This window comes from Flavobacterium sp. (genome assembly GCF_031409475.1).
In the GTDB taxonomy this organism is placed as follows: domain Bacteria; phylum Bacteroidota; class Bacteroidia; order Flavobacteriales; family Flavobacteriaceae; genus Flavobacterium.
On record NZ_JANNXH010000062.1, the window covers coordinates 32,384 to 56,939 of the forward strand.

22 protein-coding genes are annotated in these 24,556 nt (G+C 33.1%); 9 read left to right on the top strand and 13 right to left on the bottom strand.

Annotation, left to right across the window (positions count from 1 at the left end; genetic code table 11):
• Positions 1–6: 6 nt before the first annotated feature.
• Complete coding sequence (locus RMO53_RS10990) at positions 7–2,028, bottom strand: thioredoxin domain-containing protein (RefSeq protein WP_310380541.1); 2,022 nt, start codon at positions 2,026–2,028, stop codon at positions 7–9.
• A 226-nt stretch (positions 2,029–2,254) separates the two neighbouring features.
• Positions 2,255–3,154, bottom strand: a complete 900-nt coding sequence (locus RMO53_RS10995; RefSeq protein ID WP_310380543.1) for a NifU family protein — start codon at positions 3,152–3,154, stop codon at positions 2,255–2,257.
• Positions 3,155–3,319: 165 nt separating this feature from the next.
• Here RMO53_RS10995 and RMO53_RS11000 point away from each other — a divergent pair, with 165 nt between their 5' ends.
• On the top strand, positions 3,320–4,318 hold the full coding sequence (locus tag RMO53_RS11000) for a type IX secretion system membrane protein PorP/SprF (RefSeq protein WP_310380545.1): 999 nt from the start codon (positions 3,320–3,322) through the stop codon (positions 4,316–4,318).
• Positions 4,319–4,331: 13 nt separating this feature from the next.
• On the top strand, positions 4,332–4,850 hold the full coding sequence (locus tag RMO53_RS11005; protein ID WP_310380547.1) for a gamma carbonic anhydrase family protein: 519 nt from the start codon (positions 4,332–4,334) through the stop codon (positions 4,848–4,850).
• 7 nt (positions 4,851–4,857) lie between these two features.
• Here RMO53_RS11005 and murI read toward each other — a convergent pair whose 3' ends face one another.
• From murI to RMO53_RS11050, 9 genes are all read right to left on the bottom strand, one after another.
• Entirely contained in the window at positions 4,858–5,640 is a 783-nt protein-coding gene (gene murI / locus RMO53_RS11010) for a glutamate racemase (RefSeq protein WP_310380549.1), read from the bottom strand.
• A 113-nt stretch (positions 5,641–5,753) separates the two neighbouring features.
• Entirely contained in the window at positions 5,754–6,254 is a 501-nt protein-coding gene (locus RMO53_RS11015; protein WP_310380550.1) for an OmpH family outer membrane protein, read from the bottom strand.
• A gap of 42 nt (positions 6,255–6,296) precedes the next feature.
• Positions 6,297–7,724, bottom strand: a complete 1,428-nt coding sequence (locus RMO53_RS11020) for an OmpH family outer membrane protein (protein ID WP_310380553.1) — start codon at positions 7,722–7,724, stop codon at positions 6,297–6,299.
• Between the two features lie 33 nt (positions 7,725–7,757).
• A complete protein-coding gene (gene bamA, locus RMO53_RS11025) occupies positions 7,758–10,505 on the bottom strand; it encodes an outer membrane protein assembly factor BamA (protein WP_310380556.1) in 2,748 nt (915 codons plus the stop codon).
• Positions 10,438–11,178, bottom strand: a complete 741-nt coding sequence (locus RMO53_RS11030; protein ID WP_310380558.1) for an isoprenyl transferase — start codon at positions 11,176–11,178, stop codon at positions 10,438–10,440. Before RMO53_RS11030 ends, bamA begins: the two co-directional genes overlap by 68 nt.
• Positions 11,179–11,181: 3 nt before the next feature.
• Positions 11,182–11,862: a DUF6089 family protein gene (locus RMO53_RS11035; protein WP_310380560.1), complete on the bottom strand. Its 681-nt coding sequence runs from the start codon at positions 11,860–11,862 to the stop codon at positions 11,182–11,184.
• 264 nt (positions 11,863–12,126) lie between these two features.
• Positions 12,127–12,321 carry an RNA-binding protein gene (locus RMO53_RS11040; protein WP_310380562.1) on the bottom strand — a complete coding sequence of 65 codons (195 nt, stop codon included), beginning with the start codon at positions 12,319–12,321 and terminating at the stop codon, positions 12,127–12,129.
• Positions 12,322–12,537: 216 nt separating this feature from the next.
• Entirely contained in the window at positions 12,538–13,422 is an 885-nt protein-coding gene (locus RMO53_RS11045) for an NAD kinase (RefSeq protein ID WP_310380564.1), read from the bottom strand.
• Positions 13,423–13,498: 76 nt separating this feature from the next.
• Positions 13,499–14,158, bottom strand: a complete 660-nt coding sequence (locus RMO53_RS11050; protein WP_310380566.1) for a CBS domain-containing protein — start codon at positions 14,156–14,158, stop codon at positions 13,499–13,501.
• A gap of 113 nt (positions 14,159–14,271) precedes the next feature.
• On the opposite strand from RMO53_RS11050, the gene RMO53_RS11055 reads away from it, so the two are divergent.
• Positions 14,272–14,988: a pyridoxine 5'-phosphate synthase gene (locus RMO53_RS11055; RefSeq protein ID WP_310380568.1), complete on the top strand. Its 717-nt coding sequence runs from the start codon at positions 14,272–14,274 to the stop codon at positions 14,986–14,988.
• 94 nt (positions 14,989–15,082) lie between these two features.
• Positions 15,083–15,874: an alpha/beta fold hydrolase gene (locus tag RMO53_RS11060; RefSeq protein WP_310380832.1), complete on the top strand. Its 792-nt coding sequence runs from the start codon at positions 15,083–15,085 to the stop codon at positions 15,872–15,874.
• A 56-nt stretch (positions 15,875–15,930) separates the two neighbouring features.
• Here RMO53_RS11060 and RMO53_RS11065 read toward each other — a convergent pair whose 3' ends face one another.
• Entirely contained in the window at positions 15,931–17,289 is a 1,359-nt protein-coding gene (locus RMO53_RS11065; protein WP_310380570.1) for a T9SS type A sorting domain-containing protein, read from the bottom strand.
• 96 nt (positions 17,290–17,385) lie between these two features.
• Here RMO53_RS11065 and RMO53_RS11070 point away from each other — a divergent pair, with 96 nt between their 5' ends.
• The 5 genes from RMO53_RS11070 to serB all read left to right on the top strand — a co-directional run bounded on the left by RMO53_RS11070 (position 17,386) and on the right by serB (position 22,733).
• Complete coding sequence (locus tag RMO53_RS11070; RefSeq protein ID WP_310380571.1) at positions 17,386–17,730, top strand: phage holin family protein; 345 nt, start codon at positions 17,386–17,388, stop codon at positions 17,728–17,730.
• Between the two features lie 85 nt (positions 17,731–17,815).
• Positions 17,816–19,141 (top strand): trigger factor, encoded by a 1,326-nt coding sequence (locus tag RMO53_RS11075; RefSeq protein WP_310380573.1) that lies wholly within the window; start codon positions 17,816–17,818, stop codon positions 19,139–19,141.
• A 205-nt stretch (positions 19,142–19,346) separates the two neighbouring features.
• Entirely contained in the window at positions 19,347–20,018 is a 672-nt protein-coding gene (gene clpP, locus RMO53_RS11080) for an ATP-dependent Clp endopeptidase proteolytic subunit ClpP (RefSeq protein ID WP_310380574.1), read from the top strand.
• 114 nt (positions 20,019–20,132) lie between these two features.
• Positions 20,133–21,365, top strand: coding sequence for an ATP-dependent Clp protease ATP-binding subunit ClpX (clpX, locus tag RMO53_RS11085; RefSeq protein WP_310380575.1), 1,233 nt, complete (start codon positions 20,133–20,135; stop codon positions 21,363–21,365).
• Positions 21,366–21,497: 132 nt separating this feature from the next.
• On the top strand, positions 21,498–22,733 hold the full coding sequence (gene serB / locus RMO53_RS11090) for a phosphoserine phosphatase SerB (RefSeq protein WP_310380577.1): 1,236 nt from the start codon (positions 21,498–21,500) through the stop codon (positions 22,731–22,733).
• A 210-nt stretch (positions 22,734–22,943) separates the two neighbouring features.
• Here serB and RMO53_RS11095 read toward each other — a convergent pair whose 3' ends face one another.
• Positions 22,944–24,470 carry a GH3 auxin-responsive promoter family protein gene (locus RMO53_RS11095; protein ID WP_310380580.1) on the bottom strand — a complete coding sequence of 509 codons (1,527 nt, stop codon included), beginning with the start codon at positions 24,468–24,470 and terminating at the stop codon, positions 22,944–22,946.
• Positions 24,471–24,556 lie beyond the last annotated feature (86 nt).

The following is a 24,556-nucleotide window of genomic DNA, read 5'->3' on the forward strand; positions in this document are numbered from 1 at the left end:
ACAATATTACATAATTTTTTTCAATATCGCTTCAAAACTGGATACAGGTTGGTTACAAGTTTTGTTTTCGCATAAATAAAAAACATTTTTATTTTCTTGATAACGCGATTGCAAGAACGGAAGATTTGAGTTTTTATGGGTTCCGGATAATATAATATTGGGAATGTATTTTTGATTTATTTCTTTGCCAAAAGCCAAAGCGTTTGGGCCACAAATGGCGAGTTCTTTATTTTTATTGGAATAATTCAAAGCTAAATCCATCCAATTGGAGTAAGCTGACGGATATTCAATGCTTGATAAAATTGTTTGTAACATTTTTTGACTCACATTTTCATAATGTGTGTGGTTAAAATAAATCCCCAATTGGAATAAGTTTTTTGCCATCATTGAATTTGAAGCGGGAATTACATTGTCTTCGGTTTCATAATGCGATGTGATTAATGCGTCATCTAAATTTGAGGTAAAGGCAAAAAATCCTGTTTTGGTATCGTAAAAATGTTCCAAACTATAATCGGTTAGTTGCTTAGCATTATGCAACCATTTTTCGTCAAAAGTCGCTTCATATAAAGCAATAAATGCTGCAATTACAAAACAATAATCTTCAAGATACCCGTTGATAGTACTTTTTTTATTTTTGTAATTATGAAATAAATTCCCATCACTTGACCAAAGATTTTTAATAATGAAAGAAGCATTATTAAGGGCTAAATCTAAATAATTACTATTGCCAAATGCTTTGTATGCATCAACATATCCTTTGAGCATTATGGCGTTCCAGGAAGTTAAGCATTTATCGTCTAGTCTTGGTTTTTGGCGGTTTTCTCTTTCTAAATAAAGTTTATTCTCCCAAATTCTCTTTTTGTTTTCGAGTTCAAAAGTTGTGATTTTATTTTGTTTTGCAATTGTTTCTAGGCTTTGATTTTGAATTAAGACATAATTTTCATGTTCCCATAAACCAAATGTATTGATGTTAAAAACTTGGCTGAATAAATCGAAATCTTTGCCAATAATCAGTTTTAATTCAGGAATTTTCCAAACATAAAAAGCACCTTCCTCTAAATGATTTTTGGCATTCAAACTATCGGCATCAAGTGCGCAATAAAATCCGCCTTCGGTATTCATTAATTCCTTTTCTACAAACAAAAGCGTTTTTTCAACAACTTCCTTATAGAGTGGATTTTGAGTTAATTTATAGGCATCACTGTACAAAGAAACCAATTGACCGTTGTCATAAAGCATTTTTTCAAAATGGGGAACATGCCATTTATGATCTACCGAATAGCGTGAAAATCCTCCGTCAACGGTATCGAAAACACCTCCATAAGCCATTTTTGTGAGGGTTAGATTTACAAATTCAAGAAGTTTTGCATCATTGTTTTGATGTCCAAAACGCATCAAAAAATGATAGTTGTTGGGCATCATAAACTTGGGAGAACTCGCCATGCCGCCAAATTCCCAATCGAAATAGTGTTTCCATTTTTCGACTAAAAGCATTATTTGATTTTGTTCGTCAATTTCACTTGCGATGCCATTTTCATTTTGAACAATTCCGAGCGAATTTATTCCTTGATGAAGTTTTTCAGCGTATTCAATCATTTTTTCAGGTTTAGATTGATACAGTTCCTGCAATTGATCTAACGTATCGATCCATTCTTCTTTTCTAAAATAGGTTCCACCCCAAACTGGTCTTCCATCTGGAAGCGCAACAATATTAAGTGGCCAACCGCCACGACCAGTCATGATTTGAACGGCTTTCATATAAACTGCGTCTACATCAGGTCGTTCTTCACGATCGACTTTTATATTGATAAAATGTGTGTTCATAACTTGTGCAACATTATGATTTTCGAAACTTTCATGCTCCATTACGTGACACCAATGACAAGCTGAATAGCCAATGCTTACTATAATTAATTTGTTATTTTCTTTGGCTTGAGCCAATGAGTTTGCATTCCATGCATTCCAATGTACTGGATTGTTGGCGTGTTGTAATAAATAAGGACTGGTTTCAAGTGAAAGTTTGTTCATTTTTAGTTTTTTTAATGGCTTTCATTAAGTTGTACAAATGATTTTTGCCATAGATTTCAAAGATTCACACAGATTTTAGAGTAAATACTCAAAATTTAAATAAATCAGTATGAATTTGTGAAATCTGTGGCAAGTTTTTCTTTTTTGTATTAGTATCGGATCATCCTATTTTTTAATCTACAATCTGTAATCAGTAACCTGCTTCCGAAGCCTCGGAACTAAAACATTATGCATTTACTGCTTCGACTTTAATGGCTTCATCGTTTAACATGCTTTTAAGCATATTTTCGATGCCACTTTTTAAAGTAAAAGTCGATGATGGACATCCGCTGCATGCACCTTGTAGAATAACTTTTACGGTTTTGTCGTTTTCATTGTAGGATTCAAAAAGAATATTTCCGCCATCTGCTTGAACTGCAGGTTTTACATATTCTTCAAGAATGTTTATGATTTGTTGCGACGTGACATCGAGTTTGTCAAAATCTTGAGCTTTTGCATCTTCAGAAATTCCTTTGGCAACGAGTAAACTTTCGTCTAATACAATCCCGCCATTTTCGATATATTGCTTAATAAAACTGCGCAATTCTAAGGTTATATCTTGCCAATCATTGATTTCGTACTTGATTACAGAAATATAATTTTCATCAATAAAAACCTCTTTTACATACGGAAATTTGAATAACTCTTTTGCCAAAGGTGATGCGGCTGTTTCATCTATATTTTTGAATTCAACAGAGTTTTTAGTCAGCATTTTGCTTACCACAAATTTTAATGCTGCTGGATTAGGAGTTGATTCGCCATAAACGGTGATGGGTTGTTTTTTGGTTTTAGTTTCTTCAACAGAAATAATTATTCCACCATTGGACACAAATGATTCTATTTGTTCTGCTACGGCTGATTTCACATCCTCCCATTCGACAATGTTATACTTCTCTATAGCAATAAAATTCCCAGATATATAGACTGTTTTTACAAATGGCAAATAAAATAATTGCTGTGCAAGTGGAGAATTATGGGCTTCGTCAATGTTTTTGAACTCAAAACTTTCGTTTTTTGTAATAAAATCTTCAAATTCAAATTTTAAGATGCTTGGATTTTGTGTTTCTTTTATTGTTATTTTTGACATGATTACTGAAATTTTTTACAAATTTAACGAAGTTATTTTCTACTAATACCTATATTTGGTTTTTTAATGAATAAATTAACTTTAAATTCGTAAGATTTTAAATATTATTTCTTTTTTTGCGTTAACTAAAATAGTGCTTCATTATTTAAACATAATTCTATTTGAATGTTTCATAAAATTAAGTTTTTTATAATCGTTTTTTTACTATCTCAATATTCTTTCTCCCAAGAAGGTATTGCTGTGTATTCTGATTATTTATCGGATAATTATTATTTGCTTCATCCCTCAATGGCTGGCGCAGCAAATTGTTCGAAGCTACGCTTTACAGCACGAAAACAGTGGTTTGATCAATCTGAGGCTCCAGCACTTCAAACGGTGAGTTTTAATGGAAGAGTAAGTGAAAAAGATGGTGCAGGAATTATAATTTTTAATGATAAAAATGGGTATCATTCTCAAAAAGGTTTTAAATTATCTTACGCACACCACATCCTATTTTCTAGAGATGAAATTGACTTAAATCAATTGTCTTTTGGTTTAAGTGCGGGTTTAATTCAAAGTCAACTTGACGAAACTGCCTTTTTACAATCAGGTGATTTTGACCCAATAATTGATGGAACGATAGTTCAAAAAGATTCCTATTTTAATGTGGATTTTGGCGCTTCGTATTTTTATTTAGATTATTATGTTCATGCTACTGTTAAAAACGCATTGGAAACAAGAAGAGACATTTATTCTCAATATGAAAGTGATAATTTAAGAAAGTATTTATTGAGCGCAGGTTATGTATATGGAAATAAAGATCGACTTTTATGGGAACCTTCAATATTGTTTCAACTTGTCGAAAAAACGAAAGAGAAATCTATTGACTTGAATTTGAAAGTTTACAAAGAATTAGACTTTGGAAAACTTTGGGGCGGTTTATCCTATCGTAGAAGTTTTGATGGTGCCGAATATCAAAACGGTAGCGGTGTTTCAGTTCAAAAATTGCAATATATTACACCAATTATTGGAGTAAATTTTGATAAATTTATGTTTGCCTATACTTATTCTCAGCTTTCGGGTGCCGTAAAGTTCGATAATGGAGCATATCATCAAATTACTTTGGGAATTAACCTGTTTTGCAAACGCGAAAAATACGAGTGTTACTGTCCGGCCATTAATTAATTTCCAAAAATAAATGTTACTAAAATCAGTAAACGGAAAAACACCAATCGTACCTCAAGATTGTTATGTTGCCGAAAACGCTACTATTGTGGGAGATGTAACCTTTGGTCACTCGTGTAGTGTTTGGTTTAATGCCGTTATTAGAGGCGATGTACATTTTATAAAAATTGGCAATAAAGTAAATATTCAAGACGGAGCTATTATTCATTGTACGTATCAAAAACACCCAACAATTATAGGCAATAATGTTTCCATAGGTCATAATGCAATTGTGCATGGTTGCACGATTCATGACAATGTGTTGATAGGAATGGGAGCAATTGTAATGGATAATTGTATTGTAGAAAGCAATGCTATAGTTGCTGCGGGTGCTGTTGTTACTCAAAACACCGTTGTACCTTCAGGAAGTATTTATGCAGGTGTTCCTGCAAAGAAGGTAAAGGACATTGATCAGTCTGATTTTGCTGGAGAAATTGAGCGAATTTCAAACAATTATGTCATGTATTCGGGTTGGTTTAAAAAAGAGGAATAATTTTTTCTTAAAAATCTTTTTCTATCACATTGTATTTATTTTCTAAAATTTCTGTGAGTACTTTTGGGTTTGTGTTGGTATAAAAAAGAGACTCACTCTTATTGTTATTGTTTGATGAAAACCCTACTTTTTCGCGTAATATGTTCTGTGTTTGTTTTGCAACAGCTTGTCCAGAATCAATAATTTGAATGTTTTTTGGCAGTATTTTTTTTATTTGAGGAATTAAATAGGGATAATGACTGCAACCCAAAACAAGATAATCAATATTGGCTTCGATCATCGGATTGAGATAGGAATTAAGTAATCGAGTCATTTCGGGGGAATTAATGTCTCCACTTTCTATAAGTTGAACTAATCCATGACCTACTTGTTCCATAATTTTAGTATCGTGAAACATCTCAGTAGTTTTGTTAAAAAGCGCACTATTTAAAGTGCCTTGTGTGGCTAAAATTCCTATAGTATGCGTTTTTGAATGAATAGCTGCAGGTTTTATTGCGGGTTCAATTCCTATAAAAGGGATGGTGTATTTTGCTCTTAATTCTCTTATAGCGTTTGTTGTTGCTGTATTGCATGCTACTACAATTATTTTACAATTTAAATCAAGTAGTAGTTCTGTGTTTTTTATGCTTAGTGCAATAATTTCGGCCTTTGATTTTTGACCATAGGGAGCGTTTTTACTGTCTGCAAGGTAAATGGTTTTCTCATAAGGCAGTAATTCATTTATAGCCGACCAGATGGAAGTTCCACCTATTCCAGAGTCAAAAATTCCTATTGGTTGATTATTATGCATTGAAATAAAGTTACGTGCTATGCAATAAATATACTATTAATTTATATTTAATCAAAAAAAAACTGCTCAATCCAATTTATTTGGTGAGCAGTTTTATATGAAATGATTTTATATTAAAAACCTAAATCTTTTTTTACATCAACAGTTATGTTTGGTCCGTCTGCGAGTAAAAGTGTTGCGCCATCTAGCACATATTGAAAACCTTTAGCTTTTCCTACTTTTTGAATAGAAGCTCTTACTTTTTCGTAGATTGGTTTAGTGATATCTTCTTGTTTTTGTTGCAATTCCTTTTGAGCATTTTGACCAAAATCTTGAATTCTTTTTTGCATGTCTTGAACTTCTTTTTGACGTTCTCCATTTATTGCTTCAGAAACTGTTGCTACTTCGGAGTCATACTTTTTTAATTTAGCTTGAAATTCCTCTGCCATTTTTTTGTAATCTGCATCATAAGTTACACTCAATTTCTCCAACTGTTTTTGTGCATCTAGCATTGCTGGCATTTTTGACATAATTTCACTTACATCAACATGTGCTGTTTTTGCTTGTGCATTCATTGTTTGGCTGGCTCCTAAAATAAGTATTGCAGCAATTAGTAAAGTTTTGAATTGTTTCATCGTTTTAAAATATTTAGTAATTAATTATTGTTTGTATTCTCTTTAGTTATTTTTAATTTTCTCTTCTTTTGCTTTTTTTAAAGCTTCTTTATCTTCAAGTATTTTTAATCTTTTTTCTTCTAAAAGTTTTTTGCGATCCTCAATTATTTTTTTGCGATCTTCTAAAGCTTTGTTTCTTGCGTCGATTTGTTTTTGTTTAGCAATTTCTGCTAGACTTTTCGTAGGTACTTTTACAGAATCTTTTACGATTAAAGTTGTATCTACTTTTTTAGGACTTTCAGAAACCGTGCCACTTTTTTTAGAAACTCTTTCTTCGAGTATTTGTTTTCTTTTTTCTTCGATTTCTTTTTTACGAGTTTCGATTACTTTATTGCGATCTTCAATTGTTTTGGCTTTTTGATCAATTGCTTTTTGTTTAGATTCTGCAAGTTGTGAGGCTTTTGTAGCATTTGCCAAAGGTTCTTTCGTCTCTTCTGGTTTTGTATCAGTAGTACTTGCTGCTCCCGTTTTTTTTGCGTTTCTTTCTTCAAGCGCTTTTATCCTTCTTTCTTCTAAATCTTTTTTACGGTCTTCAATTACTTTTTTACGATCTTCGAGAATTTTGGCTCTTTGATCAATTAAATTTTGCTTGGCTTCGGCTTGTTGCTCTGCTTTTGTTTCATCAACCGCTGGGATTTTGCTGTCTGTAACTTTAGTATTTGAAGAAACGGCGCCATTTTTTTTAGCTTCTTTATCCGCAAGTAATTGTTGCCTTCTTTCATCAAATCCTTTTTTCTTTTCTTCTTGAGCAAGCTTTCTGTCAGCAATAATTTGATCTCTTGTAATTTTTTTCTCGTCTAATGCTTTTTTTCGATCAGCCAAAACTGGATTTTCGTCTAGTGCATCTTCTTTAGCTTCTTTAGCATCTTCTATTGCTTGTTGTTTTTTTGTAAGCTGCTCTCTTTTTTCAGTACGATTTAAAACTCGCAATACGAGATCGTTAATATCGTATTTTTTTGACGCAAAAAGCATTGTTAAATCGGATGATTTATCGAATATAAAGTCATATTTTTTTGTTGTTGCAATATCTTGAACTATAGTGAACACTTGATCTTGTATTGGTTTTATCAATACAATTTTTTGCGTCATTAAATCTCCATTAGGGCCAAATCTTTTTTGTTGATAATCTAAAGATTCATTTTCAAGAAAGGTTATTTCTGTTTCTCTTTCTTCGATAAGCGATTTAGTCAATAGGGCTTTTTCTGCTTTGAGTGCTTCTTTAAGTTTATTGATTTCTATTTTTTTGGATTCAATTTCTTGTTTCCATTTCTCCGCTTTTAACTCTAATTGATTTTGTGCTTCTGTATAATCGGGGACATTTTGTAAAATGTACTCCATATCAATATAACCTATTTTGGTTCCTTTGGTTTGAGCCTGATTTGTATTTACTACAATAACGGCTAAAAATAGAAATAAAAGTGTTTTTCTCATAACATTAGGTTTTTAGAAAATATATCAATTTTTTTAAAATTGCTGCCCTATAATAAAATGTGTTTCCCAACCATTTGCTTTTCCTCCTGGAGTTGTGCTGTCAAATCCATGACCAAAATCGATGCCTAGCAAACCAAAAGCGGGCATAAATACACGCAATCCAAATCCTGCAGAACGACTCAACGCAAAAGGATTGTATCCTCTAAAATTTTCATAAGACGAACCTGCTTCCATAAATGCTAATGCATAGATTGACGCTGATTGTTTTAAGGTTATAGGATAACGTAGTTCTAACGAAAATTTGTTATAAACTGTAGCTCCATTTTGTTCTCCATTAACACCAGTTGGAGTTAACGAGTTGTTAGGATAACCTCTCAACTGAATGGTTTCTCTACCATCCATGGCAAAATTTGCTAATCCGTCACCACCTAGAAAAAATCTTTCAAAGGGAACTACACCTCGATCTGGATTGTATGCTCCTAAAAATCCAAATTCAGTCAATGTTCGAAGCACTAATTTACCATAAATTTTGGTGTACCAATCCGCTTTGAACTTTATTTTATAATATTCTAACCAATCAAATTTCTTTTGATCTACTAATGCAGGATCTGCAGCCGCCTCTTGATAAGTAGCTACTTTATTTGGTTGTGGATTTGTTGCCGAAGGACTTGCTTCTAAATAATCACCTGTATTAACAATTTGACCATTTGGACCTTGATATGGAGCTGTACCTTGATATTTTAATTTATATTCTTCTTTATCTCCTAATGTCGCATAATTTGTTCCATTAATTAAGGAATATGGTGGTGTCAATTTTGCCGAAAGGCTAAACTCAGAACCATAAGTTGGGAATATAGGGTTGTTACCTTTGTTCGTATGAGTTAAACCAATGGTGTATGCAAAGTTTCTTGAAGTTCCATTTCCAAAAGTAAATAAACCGGTATTGTAGTCATTTAAATCATAGTGCTGGTAGCTTAAAGTTTGCGATAAATAGGAATCATCGTCTGGAACGGTAAGTCTTTTTGATAATCCTACAGATAATGTTATAATGTTAAAACTTTTGGTTTTATCGGCTCGTTGTGTTTGAAAATTATTTAAAAATTGTTTACTGTAAGACAATGAAGTGCTAAATGACACGGGTTTTTTTCCTCCAAACCATGGTTCAGAGAAGGATAAACTATAGGTTTGAAAATAAGTACTGCCTTGTAATCGTAGCGATACTTTTTGTCCATCGCCCATGGGTAGAGGTTTGTATGCTTCTTTCTTGAAAAGATTCCTTGCCGAAAAGTTATTGAATGACAATCCTAAAGTCCCTATGAAACCACCGCCACCATAACCACCTTGAAGCTCTATTTGACTGGCACCTTTTTCGGTTAATGGATACTCAATATCTACAGTTCCAGCCGCAGCATCTACATTTTTAAATTTTGGTTCTATAGTTTCTGGATCAAAAAATCCTAGTTGTCCTATTTCACGAATGGTTCTTATCAATAAATCTTTGTTGTATTTTTCTCCTGGTTTAGTTCGTATTTCTCTGTAAATTACATGGTCATTTGTTTTATCATTCCCTGTTACAGTAATTTTGTTAAAGTAAGCTATTGGACCTTCGTTAATTCGTATTTCAAAGTCTATAGTGTCGTTTGCAGTTTTAACTTCGACTGCATTAATGTTTGAAAATAAGTATCCGTTGTTTTGATATAAATTGGTTATATCCTCGCTATCTGGTTTTGATTTATCTGCAATTCTTTTTTCAAGTAGAACTCCGTTGTAAGTTTCTCCTTTTTTGATGCCTAATAAGCTATTAAGACCTTGATCTGTGTAGACTGTGTTTCCTAAAAATTTAATATTCCCAAAATAGTATTTATTTCCTTCCTCAACATTTACTTTTACATTGAGCGTGTTTTTGTCTTTGTTATAGGTTACGGAATCTGAAATTATTCTGGCATCTCTATATCCTTTTTCTTTGTAGGAAGCGATTACTTTTTCTAAATCGGCTTTGTATTTGTCTTTAATGAATTTTGAAGCTTTTAATACTCGAGTAAGTTTTTTTTGCTTGGTATCTTTCATTGAATTGAGTAAGGTTTTGTCTGAAACTTTCGTATTGCCAACAAAATCTATTTTTTCAATTTTTACTTTTTCGCCTTTATCAATTTTCACAACCATATTGACTTGGTTAACTGTTGAAGTATCAATAACGGTATTTATGGTTACTTTGGTATTAAAATAACCGTCTTTTTTATATTTATTTTCTATGTAGTTTTTTGTGGTAGTAATTAGGTTTTCATTTACTACTTTACTTTTGTTAAGGTCGTTATCTTTTATTAAACCTTCGGTTTTGTTTTTCTTTACGCCTACAAATTTAACTTCGTTTAGTTTTGGTAATTCTTCAACGAATAAATCAAGGTAGATGCTGTCGTTTTCGATTTTATTTACATAAAATGAAATTTCATCAAAAAGCCCTAATTTACCAAGTTTTTTTATTGCATTACTAATTTCTTCGCCAGGAACAGTAACCTCTTGCCCTTTTTCTAGGCCTGCGAAAGTCACTACTGTTTGTGCATTAAAACTTATTTTTCCAACAATGTTTACCGCTCCTAGTTTATATGTTTTTCCTTGATCAAAGGGAACTCTTTCTTGTGCTTTTATTTGAAAAAAACTTCCAAAAATCAATACAGTAAGGACTGCTTTTATGCTTTTATTTAACACTAAAAAATTATTTAATTTGTTCACTTGTTTTTCCAAATCGTCGTTCTCTTTTTTGATAACTAATGATAGCCTCATATAAATCTTCTTCTTTAAAATCAGGCCATAGTATAGGAGTAAAATATAATTCTGCATAGGCTATTTGCCATAATAAGAAATTACTTATTCTATGTTCGCCACTTGTTCTTATTAATAAATCTACATCTGGTAAACTTTGCGTGTAAAGATGCTCATTTATAATTGAATCGTCTATAGTATCTATTGAAATTATATTATTTTTAACTTTATTACTAATGATTTTAACCGCATTTACGATTTCTTCTCTGGAACCATAACTTAATGCAAGAGTCAATGTCATTCTTGTATTGTCTTTAGTTTTTGAAATAACATCTAGCAGTTCTTTTTGGGCAGATTTAGGTAGTTTTTCTAAATTCCCTATTGCATTTAATTTGATATTATTGTCTTGTAAGGTTTTAAGTTCTTTCTTTAGTGAATTTATTAATAATTTCATTAAAGTTTCAACTTCTAGTTGTGGCCTGTTCCAGTTTTCTGTAGAGAAAGCGTATAATGTAAGAAATTCTATTCCTAATTTTGCACAATATTCGATAGTTACTTTTACAGATTTTGTTCCGTTTTCATGACCTAAAGCTCGTAAAAGTCCTTTTTGTTTTGCCCATCGACCATTCCCATCCATAATAATGGCTAGATGTTTTGGCAAGTTTGTAGTATCTATAGTATTTTTTAAATTCATTTTTCAATCTGCACAATAGCATGGTTTATTTCCGTAGGTATACGTCAAGGTTATACCTGTAAAAACATACCAATCTGAATTATTTATATTTCCAAAACGCAACAATTTTAAATTTTCATTATTTGGATTGCTTCCGTCTAAATTATCAGTAAATGTATATCGAGCTCCAAGTTCAAAAGCTAAAATGAATTGAGGTGTAATATTCGATTTTACACCTACAATCATAGGAATAGCAATTGATCCATTACTTTTTTCTTTTTTCGTTTCTCCTGATAAAACATACAATTCGTCGTGTCTAAAATAGCTTAATCCAGAAAATACATAAGGAGAAATTTTTCTTTTTCCTTCATGTAAATTAAAATCAAAAAAGTTAAATTCAAGCCCGAAAGATAGTTCTTTTATACTGTTTTCAAAACGATACCCTCTTTGATTTCGGCTAGGTTCACTTGAATCTATATCATTCGAAGCTATTTTTGATTGCATGTACGAAAAGCGATATGCATGTCTTGGACTTTTATTCCATTTATATAATAATCCTATGGCGGGTTCGTTAGGCGAAAAATAGGTCGTAGGACCAACATCTCCAATGTAATTGCTTCCACCCAGAAAAACACCTACTTCATGAATCTGAGCATTCAGAATCATAAAAGGAAATAAAAATAGTAAATAAAAGCTTTTATACATTTAATTAAAATTGCGTGCAAATATAATAATAAACAATTCGAATCAATACCCATTAATTTAAATGTTCGTTTTTTTAATAAATCGACACCTAGTTTAATAAAATACAGGAATTCATTTCTACAGAAACGAGAAATATTAGGATATTCGTATAGCTTAGGGCTAAAAATAGTTTTCGAGCTTCGCGTTTTGGCGGGTTCAAAAGTACAAACCTCGTAGTTTGAACCTTAATTGCCTAAATAAAACAAGTGTCATCGTACTTTTTTATTAATACTTTGCCACTTCTACGTTTTTACCAAGTGTTTTAAATCGAACTCCATTTTTCTGCAAAACGGTTATCGTTGTAGCTCCCGTTTGGCTTGTATTTAAGTCCTGAACAATGCCAGACTTTCCTTTGTGGGTTCCGCTAGTTACATTACATTGGTCGCCGTTCTTTATTTTTATTGTTTTTAGTTGATCCATGTTTATTTGCTCTTAATTAATTTTTTGAGGTTAATTTTCTGCGAAGTTTTTCATAATTCAGCAAAGATAAAATTTATCATTTGTTGTATTATGCTATTGAATTCGTTAACATTGTAAGCGGTGCATGAATTGTTATTTCTGGCAATACGATTGGCATTGTCGTTTATTGTTGTTAAAGTTTGTCTGGATAAGGAATAATAAAATAACCTAAAACTATTAATTTCTTCTGTCTTCGCCCCAAAACAATTTGTTGCGTAGTGTTTTTAAAAATGTTTCTTCTGGGATTTCAACCATATTAATTTGAAATGGAGTTTTCTTTATGGTCAATATAGTTTCGTTTTTTACAGATAAAATTCTAGAATCTAACGAAATTAAATGCTGCTCTTCTCTACCAGAAACTTTTAATTTAATTGCTGTTTCGTCAGGAACAACTAATGGGCGAGCATTTAAATTATGAGGAGCAATAGGAGTTATTACTAAACTTTTTACATCAGGAGTTAATATTGGTCCGCCACAACTCAATGAATAACCAGTGGATCCAGTGGGTGTGGATACAATTAATCCATCGGCCCAATAGGTATTTAAAAATTCATCATTTAAGTAGGTTTCTATTGTAATCATCGATGCAGAATCCTTACGACTCACAGAAATCTCATTCATTGCAAAATTTATATCTTTAATTGCTTCATTTTCTGGAGAACAGGATAAACTTATTAATGACCGTTTGGAGACGGTATATTTTTTATCAATTACAAATTGCATAAACGCTGCAATATTCTCTTTTTGAACTGTGGCCAGAAAACCAAGTCGACCGGCATTTATTCCTAAAATAGGAACCCCAGAATCCCTTACCAGTGTGGCAGCTCTGAGAATCGTTCCGTCACCACCAATACTTATCAAAACATCAAAGCTTTTGTCTAATTCTAGATGGGAACTAAACGTTTTATACTCTTTTTGTACAATTTTTTTTTCGTATAATACTTCTAAGAAACTAGATTCAATTATCATTTCAACGTTATTCCTATTAAAAAAAACAAAAATGTCTTTGATAATAGGTTCTGTACTGTTTTGATAATATTGACCGTAAATAGCTACTTTCATTTTATTTATTGTTCGGTGATTTTGTTAAAAATGGATTCGATTTAGATATTAATCAAATCAACGAATCCTCAAAAAACTATATGTTAAGGTATTTTTCTAGATATTCGGAGCGCTCTTTCAGGGTGTTGATATAATTATCTTCTTGATGCTCAGATATTATTTCATAATTATAGCGTCTAAAAGTTTGTATAATATCATTCATTACTCCTAAACTTAACTTTATAGTTACTTGAATAAACTCTAAATCTGCCTCAGAAATGAAAAGACCTAAAATTTTACCATCATTGCTTTCAATGATTTGTATAATTTGGCTCATAGAATAATCTACAATCTTTTTTTTGACAATAATAACACCACCTTGTTCATTTATAAATGGAGTCTCAGTAAAAAACTTTATTACATCATCAATTTCATAATAACCCACATATTTATTGCTTTGATCTAGAACTGGAACTAGATTTGTGTGGTTTCTTGCAAAAACGGCTAAAACATCAATCCAAATCATATCAGTTTTCACAAAAAAACCCTCAAGAGTATAGCTGTAATCAATGATTTTTTTATCAATATCAAAAGTTTCGATATCCTCAGAAGCAATACTCCCAATATAGATTTCCTGTTCAATAACCGGAAAGTGTGAAAAGTTCAAATCATCAAAAAAGCCTTGAACAACAGCAATAGTTTGTTGGCTGTCAATTGCTTTGTAATTGTTGTTGATATAATCTTTAATTTCTGTCATAGTTAGCGAACCAATAGTTACTGCAAAATAATCAATTTTATACGATATCAGCTAATTTAACTTTGTATTTTTGCACAAATTAATTTCAAAATAAAGCATCAAATCGTATTCCAATGACAAAGTTAAGTGTAAATATTAATAAAATAGCAACTTTGAGAAATGCTCGAGGTGGAAATGTGCCTGATTTAATAAAAGTAGCTTCGGATATTCAAAAATTTGGGGCGCAAGGAATCACCATTCATCCGCGTCCAGACGAACGCCACATCAGGTATCAAGATGCACGGAATTTAAAATCGATAGTTTATACCGAATATAATATTGAAGGAAATCCTTTGGAGCGGTCATTTATTGATTTAGTTCTAGAAACAAAACCAACTCAAGTTACTTTGGTGCCAGATGCAAACGATAATTTAACTTCGAATGCAGGATGGGATACTATAAAAAATAAGCATTTTCTAATTGAGATAATCCAAGAATTTCAACGAAATAATATTAGAACCTCTGTATTTGTAGATCCAGTTATTGAAATGATTGAAGGAGCAAAAAGTATTGGAACCGAAAGAATTGAATTGTATACCGAAGCTTTTGCACACCAATACAATTTAGGAAACAAAAACGGAATTGATCCTTTTGTAAAATCGGCAATTTTTGCAAACGAACTGGGATTAGGCATCAATGCCGGACATGATTTGAGCCTAGACAACATTCAGTTTTTTAAACACAATATACCAGGATTACTCGAAGTTTCAATAGGACATGCACTGATTTCCGAAGCCATTTATCTCGGATTAGATAACGTAGTGAATATGTATTTACAAAAACTAAAATAAATTAACCATATAAGGCATATAAGGTCATTTAAGTTGTTGGGAGATTTAAAATTTTATAGGAACTTAAATGCCTTATATGGTAAAAAAAACTAAAATGTTGTATTCAAAAATAGAAGGCGAAGGCACCCGAGCCGACGGCGAATCGTGCGAAGCAAAACCCCTTTTAATTTTTCACGGATTTCTTGGAATGTCAGACAATTGGAAAACATTGGGAGTGCAATTCGCCACACAAGGTTTTCAAGTTCACTTATTGGATTTGCGCAATCATGGCAAAAGTTTTCATTCCGAAGAATTCAGCTATGAACTCATGACACAGGATGTTTATGACTATTGCAAAGCAAATAATCTCGAAAAAGTCAATATCATTGGACATTCTATGGGCGGAAAAGTCGCCATGCTTTTTGCAACAACTTACCCAGAAATGGTTGAAAAATTAATTATTGCTGATATTGCCCCAAAATTTTATCCACAACACCATCAAAGTATTCTGGAAGGATTAAATGCAGTTGATTTTTCAAAAAAGCCAAGCCGAAGTGATGTCGAAACAATTCTGTCGCAACACATTCCGGATTTTGGTACAAGGCAGTTCTTGCTAAAAAGTTTATTTTGGATTGAACCTGGGCAACTCGGCTTTAGATTTAATCTCGCCGTATTTAATAAAAAAATAGACGAAATAGGAAAACCATTACCACAAGAAAACAACTTCAATAATCCAACGCTTTTTATTCGTGGCGGAAATTCTAATTATATTCTAGATGAAGATTTTGAGCCTATAAAACATCATTTTCCTCTGGCGCAATTTGCAACCATTCCAGCTGTTGGGCATTGGCTTCACGCCGAAAACCCGAAGGTGTTTTATGAAATTACCAGTTCGTTTCTAAAATAAAAAACCCCTTTTCAGTCTAGATTGAAAAGGGTTTTTTGGTTAAAATAAAATAACCTTTATTTTTTCACAACCTTCATTGTTTCAATAGTTCCAGTGTCAGTTGTTACTTTCAAAAAGTACATGCCAGTTTGTAGTGAATTCAAATCTAAATCTACATTGTTTAATCCCAAAAATTTAGCATCAAAGACTTGCTTTCCTAATAAATCGAAAACGACAACTTCGTTAATTTGAGCAACAGCCGAATCTAATTTTAATTGACCGTTTGTAGGATTTGGGTAAGCATAAATTTGGGATTTAACATCAAATTTTTCAACAGCTAACTGTGTTCCAGTATATTTAGAAATCCCACCTGTTGTTGCATTTGTGTTCAATCCCGCCGAAAATCCAAAAGTGTCATTTAAGAAAGCTAATGTGCTATGAGCTACACCATCAATATTAGTCCAAGTCAAACCATCGTCCTTGCTGTACGCAGATCCAATTGGACTTACTGATGCTGCCGAAACTACTTTCGAAGTGCCAGGAATATAAGCAATATCAGTATTATAGAATCCTGTAGTGGTAATTGGGTTCCAAGTAGCACCACCATCTGTGGTTTTATGAAGTTTAGGAGGATTATAAATCATCAAAAGCCCTTTGTTTGCATCCGAAAAAGTAAAACGGTCGTTTCCAAAGTCTGAACTTGGAGAAGTTGCTACAGTCCAATTCAACCCTTTATCTACAGATTTAAAAATTCTGCCTCTATCGGTTCCAAACCAAATGGTGTTTCCAACAACGGTATACAGATTATTGTACCCATATTCTCCTACTAGATCAACTATAATAGGATCTGGATTCTCATCTGTAAATATAAGGTCTGGTATATTGGCTCCAGGTACTCTTGTCCAATTAGCCCCACCATTTGTTGTGGTGTAGATTTCAAATTCATTACTTTCAGGATCGCCTTGTGCTATGCCGTTATTAGCATCCCAAAAATAAACAAAGTTAGCGTAAGATTCTACTGCGTCGTTAAATAAAGCAGTTGGTTGTTTATTCCACGTTGCTCCATTATCAGTAGTTTTCCATATACCACCATTAGTAGTGCCAGTGTCGAGAAAAGCAGAAATCCATGCAGTTGAGCTGGATACTGCAGTAATAGAAGATATTCCTAAACCAGCAGTATTCGCACCTAAACTCATAGTTCCCGGTGTCCAAGTAGCACCACCGTCTGTACTGCGTGTAAATTCTTTAATACTATAATCTGGCGTTGCGGGTATTGCATTATCAAAGGCATTAGCCCAAATTACATTCGCATCTACGATGGAAATACTATTTAAACTTCTGGAAGGTGTTGCAAATCCTGTCGCTTTGGTTGTCCAAAATTGAGCGTTAACACTAAATGAACAAACTAATAAAATAAAAAGTACTGTTTTTTTCATAGTTATAAGATTTAGAAATAAAATATAAAGGTAAGAAAATGTAGATAGTATGTCAATATTTATTTATATTTGATAACATAAACTTATTAATAACTTATGAAGCTACTCATTAGAATTCTTATCACATCAGGATTAGTTATGCTTATCGCACACTTTATGACTAGTGTTGATGTTGCAAATTTTACGACTGCTGTTATAGTTGCAGTTGTTTTGGGCTTACTTAATGCGCTTGTAAAACCCATATTAGTGCTTTTAACATTACCCGTAACGATACTTACGTTAGGATTATTTTTATTTGTAATCAATGCGGTAATTATTTTATTATGTTCAAGATTAGTAGATGGGTTTAGAGTAAATTCGTTTTGGACTGCTATGATTTTTAGTATTATTCTCTCCATTTGCCAGTCAATAATGTTTAGATTGACTAAAGAAGACAAATAAAAAATACATCGATTTAATACTTGTTTGGGTTGCAAAAATTTCATAATTTTGCAACCCAATTTTATTATGTAAATTAACGAAGAAGATGGATATCAAAAGAGTAGCATTAGACGCTGTGAATGAAACGATTGTAATGACGGTTGTTCACATGGATTACAAAGGACAAGTAGCAAAAAGAATCAACGAAAAAATGCCTTTGGCAACGGTAAAAGGTTTTAGAAAAGGTGCTGTGCCAAAAGATCTTGTCGAAAAACAATACGGTCGTGCCATAAAAGTAGAAGAAGTTCAAAAAGTAGTTGATTTAGCTTTGGAGCGTTTTGTACAATCTGAGCGTTTGAATCTTTTAGGAACGCCACTTGCAAAAGCAAACGAAGCTTTTTCTTGGGATAACGAAGAATTGACATTTGAATATGAAATTGGTCTAGTTCCTAGTTTTGAATTGAATCTAGAAGCAGAAAATAGTATCATAAAATATGTAGTTTCTGCAGATGATAAATTAATAGATGGCCAAGTGGAGCGCATTCAAAAACAATTTGGAAAAGCAATTCCTCAAGAAACAGTTGAAGCAGGTTCTGATATTACTGGAACTTTCGCTAATGAAGCCGAAGGAATTAACAATACAACCACAATAGCTTTGGCAATTTTCAAAGATAAAGCAACTGGGGATCAATTTATTGGTAAAAAAGTAGGCGATGTCGTTACCGTAAATACAAAAGGTTTGTTCGAAGACGATCACCAATTGATGGATTACCTAAAAGTAGGTCACGATAATGTTCATGGTTTAGAAGTTGACGTTATGTTTACTATTGAAGCAATTAACGGTTCAGAAGTAGCGGAATTAAATCAAGAATTATTCGATAAACTTTTTGGAGCTGGAACAGTTGCTACACTCGACGAATTGAAAGTAAAAATCAAGGAAGATGCTGAAAATCAATTTGCGCAACAAGCAGACCAAAAATTATTAGCTGATGTTCAAGATTTTTTAATAGAAAGCACAAAATTCGAATTGCCTTCTGAATTTTTGAAAAAATGGTTGCAAACCGTTGGCGAAAAACAATTGACTCCAGCAGAAGCAGAGGTAGAATATGCTCGTTCTGAAAGAGGATTGCGTTTTCAATTAATCGAAGGTAGAGCAATGGCACAAAGCAATATTCAAATCACATTTGAAGATTTGAAAACCTTTACTACCAAAAATATCCGTCAACAAATGGCACAATTCGGACAAACAAATCCTACAGATGCAGAAGTGCAAGGAATTGTAGCACGAGTTTTGTCGAACCAAGATGAAGTAAAAAAACTTTCGGATCAAGTGGTTGCAGAGAAACTGTTAGACTTGTTCAAAGAAAAAGCAAATCCAACAACAAAAGAAGTGACTTACGAAGAATTTATAGCGGCTTCGTACGGAGAGTAAATTCGAAGTTGGAAGCCAGAAGTTTGGAGTTGGAAGTAAGACTTCAAAACAAAAACCAAATAACTTTATGATTTTATTACAAAGTCTAAACCATAAAAAATAAGTATATTTGAGCGTCAAAAGATATTTTTTGACGCTCTTTTTTTAAAGCTTCCAGCCTTTTAAAGGCTGGAAGCTTTAACCAAACTTTTAAACTTATAAAAAAATGAACTACGGGAAGGAATTTAAAAAATTTGCTACAAAGCACCAAGGTGTAAACGCCATGTATTACGACAAAATCGTAGCAGCGATGAATCCAACGAATATGACGCCTTATATTATTGAAGAACGCCAGTTGAATGTTTCACAATTAGATGTTTTTTCGAGATTGATGATGGATCGAATTATATTTTTAGGAACAGGAATCGATGATCAAATAGCAAATATCGTTCAAGCACAATTATTGTTTCTTGAAAGTGCCGATGCTTCAAAAGATATTCAGATTTACTTGAATTCTCCTGGAGGAAGTGTATACGCAGGACTGGGAATTTACGATACGATGCAATACATCAAACCAGACGTAGCTACAATTTGCACCGGAATGGCGGCTTCAATGGGAGCAGTTTTGTTATGCGCAGGTGCAGCTGGAAAACGTTCGGCATTACCACATTCAAGAGTAATGATTCACCAACCATCAGGCGGAGCACAGGGTGTTGCGACAGATATGGAAATCAACTTGCGTGAAATGTTGAAATTAAAAGACGAATTATACCAAATTATTTCACATCATTCAGGACAAACTTTCGATAAAGTGCACAAAGACAGCGAGCGCGATTATTGGATGATTGCCGATGAAGCTAAGGAGTACGGAATGATTGATGAAGTGTTGAGAAGATAAATTCAGTATTCAGTGTTCAGTTTTTTAGTGTTCAGTTATTTGTCGGATTTATTATAGAACTGACCACTAATCCCTAAAAAATAAAATACTGACCACTGACCACTAAATAAAAAGATGGCAAAACCAAAATTAGAATGTTCCTTCTGTGGAAGAAAAAAACCGGAAACCAATTTATTGATTGCCGGAATCGATGCGCACATTTGTGATAAATGTATCGAACAAGCCCACGGAATTGTAATCGAAGAATTAAAATCAAGCGGAAAGGCGCATTTGCCATCAGACTTGGTGTTGAGAAAACCAAAAGAAATTAGGGCTTTCTTGGATCAATATGTTATTGGGCAAGACCAAACCAAAAAAGTAATGGCAGTTGCGGTCTACAATCATTACAAACGTTTGATGCAACAAGAATTGCATGATGATGTTGAGATTGAAAAAAGCAATATCATAATGGTAGGACAAACCGGAACGGGTAAAACTTTGGTTGCCAAGACCATTGCGAAAATGCTCGACGTGCCATTGGCAATTGTAGATGCTACCGTATTGACTGAAGCAGGTTATGTGGGAGAGGATGTCGAAAGTATTTTGACACGTTTATTGCAAGCTGCTGATTATGATCTTGCTAAAGCCGAAAGAGGCATTGTTTTTATTGACGAAATTGATAAAATTGCTCGCAAGAGCGACAATCCATCCATTACTCGTGATGTTTCGGGTGAAGGAGTGCAACAAGCTTTGTTGAAATTATTAGAAGGAACTGTGGTTAATGTGCCACCAAAAGGAGGACGTAAACATCCAGACCAGAAATTCGTTGAAGTAAACACCCAAAACATTTTGTTTATAGCTGGTGGTGCTTTTGACGGAATTGAGCGAATTATTTCAAAACGTTTGAACCGTCAAGCTGTTGGATATTCTACATCTAAAAATGTGGATAATATCGACAAAGACAATTTATTGCAATACATTATCCCAAAAGACATCAAAGATTTTGGATTAATTCCTGAAATCATTGGACGTTTGCCTGTATTGACACACATGGATCCTTTGGACAGAGAAACCTTGAGAGCGATTTTGACACAGCCTAAAAACGCCTTAATAAAGCAATATCAAAAATTGTTTTTGATGGATGAGGTTGAATTCACTATTACAAATGAGGCATTGGATTTTATTGTCGAGAAAGCACTAGAATACAAACTTGGCGCACGTGGATTGCGTTCGTTGTGCGAAGCCATCTTGACTGATGCCATGTATGAATTACCAAGTTCAGATGATAAATTTTTAGAAATTGACGTGGATTACGCCAAAGAAACTTTGAACAGAAATTTATTGAAACGATTGGAAATCGCTTCGTAAATTTTTAGTTTATACAATTTCAAACCCGATAGTTTTTTTAAACCTGTCGGGTTTCTTTGTGAAAAAACCCCCAATATCCTTTTTTATAAACAATAGATTGTCGATTTTTGTTCCTGTTAAATTAATACAAAAATGGTAATAGAAGATAAAGAGATAATTTTGTTAAAAGTTTCCGGTCAAGACAAACCTGGAGTAACTGCAGGCTTAACTTCCATATTAGCAACTTATGATGCGATTATTTTAGATATTGGACAAGCTGATATCCATGATACATTATCATTGGGTATTTTATTCGAAATACAATCAGGATCTAGTTCTGGACCAGTTTTGAAAGATTTGTTATTCAAAGGATATGAATTGGGAATAAAGGTCAAGTTCACTCCGATTTCTATACCAGATTACGAAATTTGGGTAAAAGGACAACGAAAACAACGCTACATCATAAATGTCTTGGGCGAAAAATTAACGGCAGAACAATTAGCTGCTGTGACCAAAATCATGTCAGATCAAAATTTGAATATTGATTCTATTATACGATTAACAGGTAGAGTTTCAGTAGTTGATAAAGAAGAATATCCTCGTTCTTGCATACAATTATCGGTAACGGGAGAAATTGAGGACAAAACATTGATGACGGCTCGTTTTATGGAAATTTCGGGTGATTTAGATGTAGATATTTCTTTTCAAGAAGACAATATGTACAGACGAAACAGGAGATTGGTGTGTTTTGATATGGATTCTACCTTGATTCAAACCGAAGTAATCGATGAATTGGCTGAATTGAATGGTGTGGGAGAACAAGTTAGAGCCATCACAGAATCGGCGATGAATGGCGAAATTGATTTTAGTGAAAGTTTCAAACAAAGAATGGCCTTGTTAGAAGGCTTGAGTGAGGATGTACTGCAAAATGTAGCCGAAAATCTGCCCATAACAAAAGGAGCACATCGCTTGATGAAAGCCTTGAAATATTATGGTTATAAAACGGCTATTTTATCAGGAGGATTCACCTATTTTGGAGATTATTTGCAAAAGGAATTAGGGATAGATTACGTTTATGCTAATGAATTGGAAATTAAAGACGGAAAATTGACGGGTAACTATTTGGGAGAAATTGTGGACGGTGCAAAAAAAGCCGAATATCTAAAAGCCATTGCAGAAAAAGAAGGAATTCACATCAACCAAACCATAGCTGTGGGTGATGGCGCAAATGATTTACAAATGTTGAACTTGGCTGGTTTAGGAATTGCTTTTCATGCCAAACCGAAGGTAAAAGAAAATGCAGCTACTTCAATTTCTAGTTTAGGTCTTGATGGGGTTTTATATCTATTAGGTTATCACGACAGGCATATTGATATGATTGAGGAATAGAACATTATTCTAAAGGTTTAAAATCAGAATCCCGTATTGAAAATTTCAGTACGGGATTCATTTATGTTGTAATTATACGGTTAAGAATTTTTTTCAATAATTTTAAGATTACTGCTGCAAATTCCTCTTGCACCACAGCTCATTCTATGTGGTCCGCAGGATGATGTTAAAAATAGAAGTAGGACTGATATTAAAATTATTTTTTTCATATTATTGATTTACAGTTGCTTGCATATTTTTCAATTGTTCCAAATAGTCTCTTTGATTTGACAACCTTGGAATTTTATGTTGGCCACCTAATTTGTCTTTTTCTTTTAACCAATCATAAAATAAATGCTCTCGGGCTATATTTATCACTAACGGATTAAGGGTCATGTTATTGTATCTTTTTGCTTCATAATCAGAATTCAAAGATTGCAAAGTTTCGTCAAGTGTTTTTTGAAACAAAATAATATCTGTTGGTTTTTTCTTGAATTCGATCATCCACTCGTGTGCTCCTTTTTCTTTGTTTTTCATAAAAATGGGAGCAACAGTATAATCCACTATTTCGGTATTTGTAATTTGACAAGCTTTGGCAATGGCTTGGTCGGAGTTTTCGACCATTAATTCTTCGCCAAAAACATTAATATGGTGTTTGGTTCGACCAGTAACTCGAATTCTATAGGGGTTTATTGATGTGAAACGAACCGTATCGCCTATTAAATAACGCCATAATCCAGAATTTGTGGTAATAATAATAGCATAATTTTTAAACAATTCTACATCAGCTAAACGTATGATTTTTTGACTATCTGTACCAAAAGTGTCCATTGGAATGAATTCATAGAAAATACCGTAATCCAACATGAGCAATAAATCATTAGAATTGTTTAAGTCTTGAATGGCAAAAAAACCTTCGGAAGCATTGTATATTTCGTAATATTTAAAATCTTTATTGGGTACAATTTTTTGATATTGATCTCGGTAGGGTTCAAAATTTACTCCGCCATGAAAATAGACTTCGAGATTGGGCCAAATTTCCATTAGATTAGTCTTTCCGGTTTCTTCGAGTACTTTATTCATTAACACCAACATCCACGACGGAACACCAGCAAAACTAGTTACGTTTTCGTTTTTTACCTCGTTAATAATCGCAGTAATTTTAGTTTCCCATTCGCCCATAAGCGAAATTTTGCTGCTTGGTGTACTACTAAATTCAGCCCAAGCAGGCATGTTTTCTATGAGTATTGCTGATAAATCTCCAAAAAAAGTATGGTTGTCTTCATAAATTTGAGAGCTTCCGCCAAGGCGAAGGCTTTTGCCAAGAAACATCTCAGAGTTTTCGTTATTATTGAGATACATGCAAAGTAAATCTTTACTGCCTTTGTAATGACAATCTTCTAAAGCTTCGTTACTAACGGGTATAAATTTGCTTTTAGCATTAGTGGTTCCACTCGATTTTGCAAACCATTTTATGGGTGTTTCCCAAAAAACATTTTGCTCACCTTTGCGTGTGCGTTCAATCAATGGTTGCAATTCTTCATAAGTAGAAACGGGAACTCTTTGAGCAAATGTAGTATAGGAATTTATCGATGCATAGTCGTATTGTAAGCCCACAACTGTGTTTTCTGATGCCCGAAGTAGGTTCATCAGTAATTCTTCTTGAACTTCATTAGGGTATTTTATGAATAGTTCAATTTGATGGATTCGTTGTTTTAAAACCCATGAAGCAAAAGAATTGATTATCGGTAACGGCATAGCGATTTTAGATTTTAGAATGCGGATTCTAGATTTTAGATTTTAATGTCGCTTGAAAATACTAACTTTGCATTCGAATCAAAAAT